Origin of the sequence: Paenibacillus sp. NEAU-GSW1 (assembly GCF_009737085.1) — a bacterium.
Taxonomy (GTDB): Bacteria; Bacillota; Bacilli; order Paenibacillales; family Paenibacillaceae; genus Pristimantibacillus.
The window spans coordinates 1-13954 of record NZ_WOVL01000050.1 but is presented as its reverse complement, the minus strand read 5'-3'; the positions used below and the strand labels follow the sequence as shown (position 1 = coordinate 13954).

At 44.4% G+C, this 13954-nt stretch carries 14 protein-coding genes; 11 read left to right on the top strand and 3 right to left on the bottom strand.

What is annotated here, in order from left to right:
- Positions 1-219: 219 nt before the first annotated feature.
- The 4 genes from GOM71_RS23460 (at position 220) to GOM71_RS23445 (ending at position 4201) form a co-directional block, all read left to right on the top strand.
- On the top strand, positions 220-1197 hold the full coding sequence (locus tag GOM71_RS23460) for a phosphotransferase enzyme family protein (protein WP_156285543.1): 978 nt from the start codon (positions 220-222) through the stop codon (positions 1195-1197).
- A 201-nt stretch (positions 1198-1398) separates the two neighbouring features.
- Positions 1399-2001 carry a TetR/AcrR family transcriptional regulator gene (locus GOM71_RS23455; RefSeq protein ID WP_156285542.1) on the top strand — a complete coding sequence of 201 codons (603 nt, stop codon included), beginning with the start codon at positions 1399-1401 and terminating at the stop codon, positions 1999-2001.
- 36 nt (positions 2002-2037) lie between these two features.
- On the top strand, positions 2038-3387 hold the full coding sequence (locus GOM71_RS23450) for an alpha/beta hydrolase (RefSeq protein WP_156285541.1): 1350 nt from the start codon (positions 2038-2040) through the stop codon (positions 3385-3387).
- A gap of 190 nt (positions 3388-3577) precedes the next feature.
- Positions 3578-4201, top strand: coding sequence for a gluzincin family metallopeptidase (locus tag GOM71_RS23445; RefSeq protein WP_173275993.1), 624 nt, complete (start codon positions 3578-3580; stop codon positions 4199-4201).
- A gap of 39 nt (positions 4202-4240) precedes the next feature.
- Here the strand turns inward: GOM71_RS23445 and GOM71_RS23440 are convergent, their stop codons facing one another.
- Positions 4241-4996 carry an aminoglycoside adenylyltransferase domain-containing protein gene (locus GOM71_RS23440; protein ID WP_156285539.1) on the bottom strand — a complete coding sequence of 252 codons (756 nt, stop codon included), beginning with the start codon at positions 4994-4996 and terminating at the stop codon, positions 4241-4243.
- A 131-nt stretch (positions 4997-5127) separates the two neighbouring features.
- Positions 5128-5397: a CD3324 family protein gene (locus tag GOM71_RS23435; protein WP_156285538.1), complete on the bottom strand. Its 270-nt coding sequence runs from the start codon at positions 5395-5397 to the stop codon at positions 5128-5130.
- 340 nt (positions 5398-5737) lie between these two features.
- On the opposite strand from GOM71_RS23435, the gene GOM71_RS23430 reads away from it, so the two are divergent.
- Positions 5738-6430: a hypothetical protein gene (locus tag GOM71_RS23430; protein WP_253945010.1), complete on the top strand. Its 693-nt coding sequence runs from the start codon at positions 5738-5740 to the stop codon at positions 6428-6430.
- On the opposite strand, the gene GOM71_RS23425 is transcribed toward GOM71_RS23430, so the two are convergent.
- A complete protein-coding gene (locus GOM71_RS23425; RefSeq protein ID WP_156285537.1) occupies positions 6411-7280 on the bottom strand; it encodes a helix-turn-helix transcriptional regulator in 870 nt (289 codons plus the stop codon). The genes GOM71_RS23430 and GOM71_RS23425 overlap by 20 nt on opposite strands.
- 219 nt (positions 7281-7499) lie before the next feature.
- Here GOM71_RS23425 and GOM71_RS23420 point away from each other — a divergent pair, with 219 nt between their 5' ends.
- The 6 genes from GOM71_RS23420 (at position 7500) to GOM71_RS23395 (ending at position 13814) form a co-directional block, all read left to right on the top strand.
- Positions 7500-8171 (top strand): response regulator transcription factor, encoded by a 672-nt coding sequence (locus GOM71_RS23420; RefSeq protein ID WP_156285536.1) that lies wholly within the window; start codon positions 7500-7502, stop codon positions 8169-8171.
- 72 nt (positions 8172-8243) lie between these two features.
- On the top strand, positions 8244-10394 hold the full coding sequence (locus tag GOM71_RS23415) for a serine hydrolase domain-containing protein (RefSeq protein ID WP_173275989.1): 2151 nt from the start codon (positions 8244-8246) through the stop codon (positions 10392-10394).
- A 60-nt stretch (positions 10395-10454) separates the two neighbouring features.
- Complete coding sequence (locus GOM71_RS23410) at positions 10455-11726, top strand: sensor histidine kinase (protein ID WP_156285535.1); 1272 nt, start codon at positions 10455-10457, stop codon at positions 11724-11726.
- A 140-nt stretch (positions 11727-11866) separates the two neighbouring features.
- Complete coding sequence (locus GOM71_RS23405; protein WP_156285534.1) at positions 11867-12403, top strand: histidine phosphatase family protein; 537 nt, start codon at positions 11867-11869, stop codon at positions 12401-12403.
- Positions 12404-12444: 41 nt separating this feature from the next.
- The gene (locus tag GOM71_RS23400) at positions 12445-13020 is read left to right on the top strand and encodes an ATP-binding protein (protein ID WP_156285533.1); all 576 of its coding nucleotides are present in this window, start codon (positions 12445-12447) and stop codon (positions 13018-13020) included.
- A 38-nt stretch (positions 13021-13058) separates the two neighbouring features.
- Positions 13059-13814, top strand: a complete 756-nt coding sequence (locus GOM71_RS23395; protein ID WP_156285532.1) for a hypothetical protein — start codon at positions 13059-13061, stop codon at positions 13812-13814.
- The last annotated feature ends 140 nt before the right edge of the window (positions 13815-13954 follow it).

Here is a 13954-nt window from a genome sequence, read left to right as displayed (position 1 = left end):
TGGTGCTGCCGAAGGGAATCTTGCCTTTCAAAAAATGGTTGATGAAGGACACTTGGCTCACTATGAGAGCGAGATTCGATTTGTAGCAGATCATTTCAATGATTGGACATAGCATGATTTGTTACTCCAAAAACAATAGTAAAGGAGCTAGAAAAAATACCATGATAGATTTGAAAACCTATAACGATATTTTCAATCTATTAAGACAGAGGTGCGAATATGAGTGACGATTTGGAAATCGCGATGGAAGCATTAAAACATTATGCTATTCAAGTTGATTCAGTTGATCTTATTGGACAAAGCGCGAACTTTGTATTTAAAGTGGCCGACATCAAGCAGAATCGTTATAGTCTCCGATTCCATAAATCAAAGAGCGAGACGCTGGAAACCATTTGGACACATCCAGAAGTGATTAACTCTGAAATGGTATGGCTTCAAGCTCTAGCAAAAGAGACTGTTTTAACTGTACCAACGCCTTACAAGAATAGGATGGGTGAATTTGTAACTGATGTAAGAGGGGTGAAGTGTACACTGATTGGATGGGTAGAAGGGGAGCAAAAGCCATTCATTCCCACTGCGGACGACGCTGGGCGGGTAGGTCAAATGATTGGAGAGTTGCACAAACAGGCCTCCTCATGGATACCGCCTGAACACTTTTCAAGGCCTGCCTTCGATGGTTCCCGTATATTGCAGTCCCTCAATAAGATTAAAGGATTATCCGAATCTGGCGGGCTCGATAAGGAAATCGCTGAGATGCTTATAATGGCAGGACAACGATCGATCAACATGATGCATACGATAGAAAAGACGCCAAACAACTGGGGGATCATCCATGCAGACCTGATACCAAGCAATTTTGTGTTTTATGATCAACAATCTCGGCCTATTGACTTTGGAGCATGTGGGTTTGGATATTATCTGTTTGATCTTGGTTGGACGTTCTCTTATATACATCCGGCGTTCAGAAATAAACTGCTTGAAGCGTACTCCGCAAGTTTCAAACTGCCGGATAACCATGTCGAGCTTTTGGAAGGCTTTTTCGTTGCCGCACAACTTGAAACGATGAACTTCTGGCTCGGCTTGCCGGATGCTTTGGAGTGGTTGCCCGGTCATATGGATAAGTTAGCCGGCAGGGAGTTTAAACATTATGTGAATCAAGAGTCGTTTCTTTTTACAGGCACGCCATATTGGGAGTAATTGTTTTCGCGAAATTAAACGGTTAAGGAGCCGATGAGGTCGGCTCCTTTTTGTTATAAAAGTGATCCTCATAAGATGCCTATGCGGCAATGGAAAGAAAATAAAGTCAATCAATGTATGTTAGTGGTACATCTTGACAAAACGATCGTTCCGAAGTTTAATTTTGATTAAGTACTCAATCATAAAAGAAGGTGAAACAAGATGTCCCCTCGAACCAGACAACAGAATGAGCAATTACGGGAAGAGCGGCGCCGGCAATTGCTTCAGGCCGCCGTCACGCTCTTTGTACAAGACGGCTTCGACAAAACGAGCACCGCCGCGATCGCTAAGGCTGCGGGAGTCAGTCATGGTACTGTTTTCTTTTACTTTCAAACGAAGGAGGAGCTCTACCGGGATGCGGTGCTGGAACCATTAGGGCCGGCCCTGGAGCTAGTCAGAGAAACGCTGACGGGATCAGGGAGTCCTCGGGAACGGGTAGAGTGCCTTGCTCGACTTATGCTTACTTCTTTTGCGCAGGAAGAAGCATACTTAATGCTTATCCGACAGGTTTCACATCTGAAAGATCGTTTTACAGCCCTCTACGAGGAATTGACGGCTTTTACGACAGGGAATAAAGAACTCCTTAGCAGCGTAATTGCCGAAGGACAGAAGGCAGGCCAATTCTTGCCCGGCAATCCAAAGAAATTAGCCTTCTTTTTCTTGGCTTTCATCAACGGATGCAGCATGATGCATCCAACCGAACCTGGAGACATCGTCCTTGACGATGCCGTTCGGGCTGCTCTTCATCTGATCGCTCGCCCGTAAGAATGCAAGCAGGCTCTCTTAAGGAGGTTTTTGTTCATGTTCTATCAAATTATCGGCATCACCATTCTCGGGCTTGCAGTGCTGCCCGCAGCGGGGTGTGCCGCCATTATCCCTTGGCGCTTCGAGATCGGAAAATCCTGGTATCCGGCCCCTTTGAAGATGATCTATCCTGCCGCTGTCTGGCCATTGACTGTCGTTTCTTTCATGGCCGCCATCGGTGGCATTGTTCTTGCTCTCGCGGCAACGGAGTTTACCGTTATCTGGTACATGAGCTTGTTTCTTACCCTAATCGCGCTGGGGGCTGGCATCGCCCATGCCAGCTACATACGGCGAGTAACTCGTCCGCATACTGGTTTTGCCGAGACCTTTGGAGCGGACTGGAAGCACAAGCTGCCCGCGGACAATAGGATGCTGTCCCAGCGCTGGCTGCCCTTTCGTTATTCGCACGGCCGCGTCATACGGAAACGTGAAGCGGCGATTTGGGCCTTTAAGGAATCCGAACGGGAACGGTACTTGCTTGCTGACATTTGGCAGCCTGCAGAGGACACGAAGCCAACGGGAGTCGCCTTTCTCTTTTTTCACGGAAGCGCCTGGCATTTCTTTGACAAGGGTGCCGGTACCGACCCCATGTTCCGGCATCTTGCCGCGCAGGGCCATGTCATTATCGACGTTGCGTACCGTTTGGCCCCGGAGGTGGATCTTATAGGCATGACCACAGACGTGAAGCGAGCTGTAATCTGGGCGAAGGAGAACGCTGTCCGTTTGGGTATCGATCCTGCCAAAATCGTAGTTGGCGGTGCTTCCGCGGGCGGGCACATTTCGCTATTAGCTGCTTATGGACATGATCATCCGGATTTTACGCCCGATGAATTAAAAGGAAGGGACGCCTCCGTTGCGGGGGTCATATCGCTATATGGCTTAAGTGACCTTCGGGCGTATCTATCTCATCATGGGGGACGGGCCACGATTACCGGAAAGCCTGCTGAAGAAGCTGCTCCCGTTCTTTTCAATGCTTTGAATGCGGAACAGATGATGATGAATCTTTGCGGCGGCATGCCCGATAGTGCGGCTCCAATGTTCGATTTGGCTGACGTCAAAAATCATGTCAATCGGGAAGCGCCTCCGACTTTAATTTTCCAAGGGGAGTTTGACTTCATTACGCCCAAGGCAGCGACGATTCAACTGGTAGAACGACTCAGGGACTATTCGGTACCAGTCATCTATGTAGAGATGCACAAGACAGAGCATGCATGGGATGTTATAACCAGCATGGCGAACGAGGCCTTTCCCAGACTAAGGATTCCTGCCTTCCTCGACTCGCAATATGCTCCGCCGACACGCGCGGCCCTCTATGATATTGAACGTTTTTTGGCTTGCTTGGCTTAGTATCAGGGGAAGTCCGGGGAAACAAAGTAAATATCGAAAGATAAAGGAGAATATTGCATTGATCTTACCCAGAACAAAGAAGACCAGGACGATCAGCTTTTTAACCATTCTGTTATTCGCTCTCACTATCCTGTCCTTCTATTTAATTTATGCTAAGCAGACAAATGCTGTATTAGTCACCTACTCAAATATGAAACAGATCGCTCATCATGTATATGTTGAACCCGATATGAATGAAAACGAAAAAACGGAACTAATCAACATTGTTCAAACGGCCGCTAAAAAAGTAGAGGCTCTTTTCGGACAAAGAGAATCAACTCCTATAACCATCTATGCCAAATCAAAAAAGGCTTTAAAAAAATACGCAAATACAAATATTGGGCAAACCTATTATTTTCCGTGGAATAACTACATTGTTATTGGAACAAATGGTTTTAACGAACACGTTATTGCTCATGAATTCACACATGCTGAATTAAGAAAAAGACTTAAAAATAGCAGTAAGGTGCCCGTATGGTTTGATGAAGGTTTAGCTGCAATGATTGATGGCAGATATTCAGATAATGAAACGGTTTGGAACAATCAAACGAATAACGGTAAAAACCCGATAAATTTCAACCTTTTGGACACCCACTCTGCATTTCTGCCCAATGCACAAAGCCATATTAATTATGAGCTGGCGTGTTATGAGGTTTCAAGGTGGTACGGAGTTGTTGGTACGTCTGGTTTAATAAAATTGATAGATGATTTAAATGAAGGCGGGCATTTTGATGATCATTATAAAGCGATTGAAAAGAATGGTTCGGGTAAGTAAATTAGAAAGGGCCATCCCGTAAAAGGATGGTCCAAAAAACTACAGCCGAGCCATCTCTCTTTTGATTTGCAACAGCATATACTCAGCAAATTCCGAATGTTGATTTGGCTCTTCATTTTTATGCAACATCATTCCAGAATACTCATTCAAGTAAAATTGAACCATATCTCGATATGGATTCGGCAAGTTATTTACCCCCCATATCCCTCCTTCTTTCTTTGAAGAAATTTTGCCTTCCCGAATAAAGCAGAGCACTCGACATAAATTCAATGTTATATATAAAGGATTGGTCAAAATCTCTTCGGAAGCACATTCTATATCGTGAAGTATGGAAGCAAGATAGTATTGTCTGTCAATCGGCGGAAAAAGTTCTGAAAGCGGTTTTCCATATAAGGTCTTGCCTCTGTAATAGGCAATCGTTATTTGAGAGGCAAGATCTTTATCTTCATACCCTCCAATCCAATAATTTTTATTTGCCCGATACTGCTCACGGTGATAATCCGAGAAATGAAACTCACAAGGCGTCGGGTAAACAAACTCAATTAGATTGTTCTCCAGGATTATGCTGCATTCAATACCATTCTCGATTTCATCGCGCAGCAATAGAATTTTATGCGGTATCTGCTTCGCGGATAAAGAAGATAATCGTTCTTTTACAATAACTAATAAGTCAATATCACTTCTTGAAGGATTAAAACAACCCATTGCCAAAGAACCGTGCAGATAGATTCCAACCAGATTCTCGCCTAACTCCTCTACAAATAGTTGCTTTATTCTGTCTAAATAGCTCTGCATTTATGTAGGCCTCCTCGCAATCTAATTATGAATACAATTGTAGAAGGATGATGGAATCAAATATAGGTAAAGAATAGACTTACACAAGTCTGCACAAAAAAAGCTCGCGTTGTTGTACGCGAGCTTGTCTGTTATTTCTTTGTACGATAGACTATTTTTTTTATACTATCATGTGATAGATAAAATGAACTTGAAAGTTGTTCAAGATTCATGCCTTGTTGAAAAAGCTTCCGAATCTCGGTGTTTCGTCTCAGAAGAAATTCTCTCTGCCCCGTATTTTGTCCCCACTTTTTTTTATATCCTTTTGGGGAGGGGATATAAAGCATCCTGCCTTGAACATATTTTTGTATTTCGAGAAGTAAATGATCAGGTAAAATATCACTCGCGGATACATATTTCATTAGCTTCGCTCCTTCATCTGCTTTCGATGGCAAGGTTGCAAAGCCTATATAACAAACTGCATTTTATATTTATTCAGTGGTTAAGGTAAGAGCGCTCCATACAAAGAACCACTGTTGTTCATCATATAGACTTTGCACGGAGCAAATTTCACGAAGTAATGGTGTTCTTTTCACCTTGCTGCCCCTTCCTCTTCTTATTTTCTTAAACATTATCATGAAAGCGTTATTTATTACAAGTTTGGATAATATTGCTCCGAGGTTGGAATTACAGCAAGAATTGAAAAGTCAAAGCAAACTGTATTTGATAAGTTGATATCATCAAAGTTGGGAGGGTAAACCTATGCAAAGCACGCGCATGAAGAAGGAAAGTGGATTAAAGCTAACAGCAACGGCTCTTATCCATTGGTCAGGCTTATTTTTAACATTGGCAGGGATTCTGTATATTGTGATTCAGTTCATTCACCCATCGGATCATATTTCCTCTGTCAGCTCTAATTCATGGGTCATTGTTGCAAGCTTGACCATTGTAATGTCTCTCTTCAGCCTAGTCGGAATTACAGGGCTCTACATTAGACAAGTGGAAGAGACCGGCTGGCTGGGCCTTGTCGGTTATGTAACCTTTAGTCTCTTTTGGTTAACCTCTATAGCTTTCAGCTTCATCGAAGCTTTTGTATTGCCGTTGCTTACAACGGATGCTCCGAAGTTTGTGAAGGGAATGGTCGGAATCTTTGACGGAACGGAAAGCGAGTCTAGGCTCGGGATCTTTCCTGCATTAGCGCCGATAGCCGGGATAACGTATATTCTAGGAGGCCTATTGCTCGGCATTGCCATATTTCGCGCCGGAGTCTTGCCCCGCCTGACGGCCGCTTTGCTTGCCTGCGCTGCTGTGGCGACCATCGCTGCCTCACTCATTCCTCACCCGTTCGATCGAATACTAGCGGTGCCGATGGGATTGGCTCTAATCGCTCTGGGATATGTCCTTTGGTCTGAACGTAAGAAAAGCAACGAGAATTTTAAGCTTCAGAATCGGTAGGAAGTTTTTTTACAGGCGCGTAAATATGGTAGTCGGAATCAAGGTTATGGACGTCATCAAAAACTTGAATGAGCTCGATATCGGTTTCCCCGGCTTCCTGCTTGGAGATTTTTAAAAATCGTGCATAGTCGGTTTTGAGTACATCTCCAACTTCAAGCAGGTCGCCAAAATAGTTGAACTTGGCACAAAAGAGCTGCGGAACATCGACCGTGAAGTAAAAAGGCTTTTCGATCTGAATATCGCTTGGTATCCCGAACAGAACCTTAAAGCGGGTAGAATGGGGCTGACAGTTTGAATAAATGACATAACAAGACCCATTGACAGTTTTATCAATATTGTGCAACAGCATTTCTGAATGAGAGCGAATCTTCAGCTTGTAGTCGTCGGCTGCTAAATCCACTTCAAAAGCGATCCCGCTTATTCGGGTCTTCGTGAATTCAGTTAGGGTGAAGTCTGTGACGATATCGCCGTTGATGTTCTTTATTTGTCTTTTCACTACGATAGGTATAGGGACCGGAGAGATCTGTGCAATGCCAGCTCTTAGCAAACTTGGAGCTGCACCGTATTGGCGTTTGAATGCGCGAGTGAATGAGGCTTGCGTACCAAAGCTTAGCTGATAGGCAATTTCGGTTAGTGACATGTCTTTGTTTTGAATGAATGTTAATGATGCATTCAGTCTTCTGGAGAGGATGTAATGGTTTAGCGAACAGCCCATCATGGCTGTAAACAGCCTATGAAAGTAGTATTTTGACATGTTGAAGGCTTTTGCAACGGATTCTACGGATAAAGGCTGCTGTAAGTGGTTTTCGATATGAATCAATGCGCGTTCTACCAGTTCATGATGGTCCATTATAGCTCCTCATATCCATTGAATTTAAGTCATTTTTTACCTGATTATACCATGAACGATAAGTTCATTTTGGAAAAAATGTTTCAATTACAAGTCCGATCACGCACACTTCCCAGAGCATTATTAAATTTATCGGAAATGTTTTCTTAGGAGGGTACTCCTAAATTAGTTTTAATATGGTACCCTATCCTCATATACGTCCGCGATATGGAGGAGCCTATGAAACTGCTGATCGTAGAGGATGATCTAGCAATATCGTATACAATTGCTAGGGTTATGCGGGATGAAGGATACGAGGTTATGGAATGTCATAACGGGGAAGAGGGCTTGCATCACGCATTGTACGGCGAGTTTGACCTAATTATTTTGGATATCATGCTGCCCAAAGTAGATGGATTTACGTTTATCCAAGAGGCTAGAAGGCGGAATGTGGATACGCCGATCCTATGTCTGACGGCAAAAGACGGTTTGAACGACCGGGTAAAGGGGTTGTCGATCGGTGCAGACGATTATGTGGTGAAGCCGTTCGAAGTTCCAGAACTGGTCGTCAGAGTAAAAGTACTGCTGCGCCGCTATGGCAAGGTTAATCAAGAAGAGCAGATTAGCTACGGCCCGATCGTTATTCAAGTCAGAAGCCGGGCGGTAACGGTCACAGGAGAAGAGCTGACTTTAACGGAAAAGGAATATGAGCTGCTTGAGTTCTTGCTCATGAATAAAGAGCAGATCGTGACGAAGGATCAAATCTATAATCGGATTTGGGGGTTCGATTCGGAAGCGGGAATCGGTATCGTCGAGCTCTATGTCCATTACCTTCGGAAGAAGCTGTCCCTGTGGCATGCGGATCCATTTATTCAAACGGTAAGAGGCTTGGGCTACAAACTCAAGATGTAGTCGTTATTCAAAGGAAAATCAAAAGTTCATCCCTTATACTCCCTTTATATTTAGATAAGGGGGATATCATGCATGAGCCTTTTAAGACAGTTGTTTAAGAAAACTCGGTTGACCTTCCTAATGGGAGCTGTACTATCTTTTTGCCTACTGATGACCTCCTGTGATGACGACCCTGCACCGGCAGTGACGCCAACGCCAACGTCGGCAATGAACTCGCCTTCGAACGAGGCGGTGATCGCCTTCGAAGCAACCCGGAAAGTTGCACTGGAGAAGGCGGAGCTCCTTACGAAAACTTACGGCACGAACAGTGTGCAGTACGCCCTTATCGATCATGGCAGCATTGTCGTATCCGGCCAAGCTGGCAAGAATGATGAGAATGGGCAGAAGCCGCTCACGAAAGACACGATGTACGGGATCGGCTCGACGAGTAAAATGTTTACCTCGGTTGCCGTCATGCAGTTGGTTGACCAAGGGAAAATCGATCTCGATACGCCGGTCGTTCAGTATATCCCCGGGTTTACGATGAAGGATGAACGCTACAAGCAGATTACGCCGCGCATGCTGCTGAATCATTCTTCCGGCCTGAACGGAACGTCGGGGACAAGCGCTATTTTATTCGAGGATAACGATACTTACGCCCACGACACACTGTTGAAGCAGCTGGCCGGACAGACCTTAAAGGCGGACCCGGGTGCTTACTCGGTTTACTGCAATGACGGATTTACGCTTGCCGAGATTCTGGTCGAGCACGTCAGCGGCATGGACTTTACTTCTTATATCCATCGATATATGACGGAACCTCTAGGTATGGTTAATACGATAACGCCGCTCGATTCTCCAAACAAAGCCGAGATGGCGGGACTCTATTATCCTGCCTTCACAAGACAACTTCCCAACCAGACGGTTAACATGATCGGAGCGGGGGGCATCTATTCCACGGCGGAAGATTTGGCTCGATTCTCGCAAATTTTCTCGGGGGAAGCGGAAGAAGTCTTGTCCAGCAAATCGGCTGCGGCCATGGCCCATGACGAGTACAAGACGCCTTTGTGGCCTGACGATGCGGATAACTCATTGGATTACGGTCTCGGCTGGGACAGCGTCAATCTATATCCCTTCAGCGAATATGGAATGAAGGCGCTGACCAAAGGCGGGGACACGCTGCTCTCTCACGCATCGCTCGTTGTTCTTCCCGATCAGGGTATGGCGGCAGCGGTCGTCTCTTCCGGGGGGCATAGCACGAACGATCAGCTGCTGGCGAACGAAATCCTGCTTCAGGCGCTGAAGGAGAAAGGAACCATTGACGAATTCAAGCCTGAGAAGTCGTACGGCGCGCCGGTAAAGGCCGATATGCCGAAGTCCGTGCTGCAGTATTCGGGAATCTATGGTGCGTATAATGGAACGTTCAGGATCGATATTACCGAAGGCGGCGTCATGTCCGTCACTTCAGAGCAGTCGCCCGATATTCCAGTCCAGATCTACGAGTACTCGGCGGACGGCAATTTCCGGAGTGCGGATGGGAATATGATGATCACCTTCGTGACGGAGGAGAACGGCCGCACCTACCTATGGGTTCGTAAATACGTTTCGGTGCCGGGTCTTGGGCAGTATGCTGTGTCGGAGTACAACGCCCAGAAGCTCCAGCCTCAAGATCTTCTAACAGAAACAAGAGAGGCATGGATGCAGCGCGACGGCAAGAAGTATTATCTGCTGGATGAGAAGTATACGTCGACCGTTTATTTGGTATTAGCGACCGTTCAATTGACTGTGTCAAAACAATTGCCAGGGTATGTTTGGGAAAAGCGAATAACAGGCCCGAATACGGCCGTCTCCGAATTGCAAATTCCGGGAATTAACGGGCGGGATCTCTCAGGTTTAACGCTCTTTACGGAGGAAGGCGTTGAGTATCTGGATATAGACGAAAGAATCTATGTGAACGAGGACGCCGTGAAGCCTATCAACGTTGCTAAGAAGTCAATCGTTACGATTCCGTCGAGCGGGTACGCCCAGTGGTATACGATAAGCGACCAAGACGGGGGCAAGACCGTTAAGGTGAGCATGTCTTCGGACGCCTCCGTTGCCGTTTATGATGCGAATGGAACATGCATCTACTTCAGTGTCATCGGAGACAAGGATCAGATTGCGCTGCCTGCCGGGGGATTTATGGTTTTCGCCGGAGAGGCCGCTGCGAAGTTTGAGATTATCCCGCAGCAACTTCTCCAATAAAGAAACGGCGAGTGAATTTATCTACTAAATCGGTTACATAAAAGGAGAGCAAACCCCAGTATGATTAAACGCACGCTCGTACAAATGACGATCTGGAATAGCGCGATCGTATTTTGCTTGCTCATCCTGCTGGGGGGAGCGTTGTATGGACTGGCGCGTTATCAAATATATTCAGATATTGACCGACGGCTGGTGTTCGATATTGATCATTTGCAGCAGGTTACGCTGAGTACAGGAGAGAAAGTCATTAACATTGCTTCGACAGAACCGGAGCGATTCTCCATTGCTTACTATTGGAATTCAAGCGATGTCTTGATAGGACGCTCTTATTATAAAGAGCCGTTTATCTCGTTGAGCTCGATGCTTCAATACAAACAAGACCACTTTGGTCCTGAGTCCGTTCAGTTTGGCAAGAAAACCTACCGGTTTGTAAGCAGGCCCTATCAGGGGAACTTATCGGAAATAGAGAAGCTCTCTGATCTACCGTTGAAAACGGTTCAGATCATAACGGAAATTTCGGCCGAGGTGTATTACTTGAACCGGCTGCTGTGGGGGATTGGCATTGGAATAGGCATTGGCGCCATATTGTCGGTCATTGCGGGTTACGCTTTGGCTAGACGGGCGCTCGTTCCGATTCAGAAAGCTTGGGACAAGCAGCAGCAGTTTATCGCAGATGCCTCACACGAGCTCCGGAGCCCGCTTTCCGTTGTTCACGGGCAGATGCAATTACTGCTGCGCCATCCCGATCATACGATCGAGGATGAAAGTGTAGCCATCGCAGCCATTCTGAAAGAAACCAAAAGAATGAGCAATATGGTCGGCGGTCTGCTTCTGTTGGCAAGGGGCGATTCACATGAGGAAGAAATCGTATGTAAGCCTGTGCGGATAGATGGGATCATTAAAGAGATTGCAAACAATATGGAGCCGATCATGGATTACAAGCAATTGCGATTACAGCTCCATGTCGAAGGTGCGGAATTGCTCATTCATGGAGATGAGGACCGGCTCATGCAGTTGTTTATGATCTTAATAGACAATGCCATTAAATTTACGCAGGAGCAGGGGCAAATCGATCTGGAGTGCTTTAGACAGGGGAAATCCGTTGTGGTAACCGTTAAGGATAATGGAGCGGGGATTTCGGAACGTGATTTGCCGCTTGTATTTAATCGCTTCTACAAGGGAGATTCCGCTAGAGACAGAGGGGAACATGGAGCGGGCTTAGGGCTGTCAATTGCAAGCTGGATCGTCGACCAACATAGAGGTTCTGTCCATATTAGCAGCGAGGTAGGGTGCGGAACAACGGTTACGATTCGTTTTCCGGGGATTGGTTAGATTCGTAACATTTGTTAGATAGAAGGAATGCCGGAACTCCTCGACGCGTCTGCGGGTCTATGAACTCTCGGGCAGGGTACTCTAGTTTGTCTGTCGAATACCTGTGAAAAGGTATTTTATTACATTGCGGAGATGATCTTTTGAAAATATATGTTGTAAGACATGGCCAGACGGAATGGAATTATGAAAATCGTGTTTGTGGAATAACTGATATCCAATTAACCAAGAAAGGTGAAGAACAAGCTAAGAAACTATCAAAAATAGTATGCGAAAAGCAAATAGACATCATACTAACTTCTCCGCTTGTTAGGGCAGTTAAAACAGCTGAAATACTTTCTAAAGCCATTGGCAAAGAGCTTGTTGTTGACCACAGACTTATTGAGCAAGATTATGGGGTTTATGAAGGAACTTATCGAGACAATGAAAATTTTATAAAAGCAAAAAGACAAATTTCAAGCAGGCTTTCTGGAGGAGAGTCGATTTTACAAGTAGCACAAAGAATTTTCAATGTACTTGATGAAATTAAAAGAAAGTATAGCAATCAGAATGTATTAATTGTAACCCACGGTGGTGTTTCCAGAGTAATAAACGCTTATTTTAATGAGCAAACAGACGAACAATTTTATCATTTTCATATTGAGAATTGTGAATTGAAAGAATACGACTTTAATGAATGAGATGTTTTTTGTTTTAATTAACGATCTACAAGGAGGTTAGTATGAAAAACAAAATACATATCTTAGGTGCTTCGGGCTCTGGAGCTTCGACTCTTGGGGCTGAATTATCACTGAAATTACCACATGTTAATTTAGATGGTGATGATTATTTTTGGATTGAGAAATTCACTGAACAAAGGGCTCCTAAGGACAGAGTTCAGCTATTAAAGGAAGACCTTTCGAAGAATAAACAGTGGATTCTATCCGGGGCAGTATGTGGTTGGGGAGATGAATTAAAGTCATACTTTGATTTAGTTATTTTTATTTATACTCCAAAGGAAATTAGGCTTCAAAGGTTAAAAGACAGAGAGTTTCAAAGATATGGTGAAGAAATATTGCCTGGTGGAAGTAAGTACGAGCAATCAAAGACTTTTTTAGAGTGGGCATCTCTATATGATGAAGCCGGACTAGAGGTTAGAAGTAAGTCTTTACACGAGCGTTGGATGTCTGATCTAGCCTGCCCTGTTCTAAGAATAGAGGGTGATTACTCGGTAAAAGAAAGAGTGAATATTGTGTTAGATTATCTTTACACGTACGCTGACAACCCGATTGCCGTTGAAGACGATGAAAAGGTTTAACTAATGAATGTTGTGAATTAGTAAATGGGAGGAATGACATGAAAGCTAAGATGTTTTTGGCGTCATTAATTATCTTGGTATTTTGCGTTCTTCTCGCGGCTTGTGCTTCTAATGAGCCAATAACCGTAATTGAATCAAAAGAAAAAAATACAATTGAAACAGCGAAAAAGCTCATTCAACAACTTCAAAATAATACTCTATCGGGTGTTAAACATACTGAACTGATCGATATTACTCCAACAAATATTTGGGATCTTACGGGATATCAGCTGTTTAAAGAATATGGCGGCTCTAGTTCAGAAACCTATATTGTGAACAATCAAAAAGCTGTTCATATAGGCAATGGTTTTGGCGGGTTTGGCGTAACAAGCGCTGTGCCTTACGATGTCAATAATGATGGTAATATGGACATCGTTTATGCCTATTCATTCGGATCAGGTATTCATCGTTCTGCTATTTCATGGATCGATTTAAAAAGCTTTACTGAGCATCAAGTAGAAGATTTACCTAATAAATCGGAATTTAGAATGGAAGATGTGATATTAAAAATCGAAAATAAAGATATTGTCGTGTACCGAATTGCAGGCATGGATGAAAGTAAAGTGGATATCTACAGTTTCTGGACATATCCGTCAGACAAAGATATCGAGTACATGGTTCTTGAAAAGGATGGCGTTTTATATTGGGAAAATAATAAGTTAGTCAATGAGGGTTTAACGATCGAAGCATTGCCGTTGCTCTGTATTTTTTTATGCGCCGAAGTAAACGCGGAGTCATCACTTGGTTTTCTGTAAGTATCAAATGCGCAACAAAACCTCCATGGTTTTAGAACCGCAGCCCCCACATGAAAAGTTAATCATGTTGAGGTTAGCGGTTCTTTTGCTTTTCCATACTGGTAAGGAACGTAATTGGAATAAATACGCAGCTTTTTATG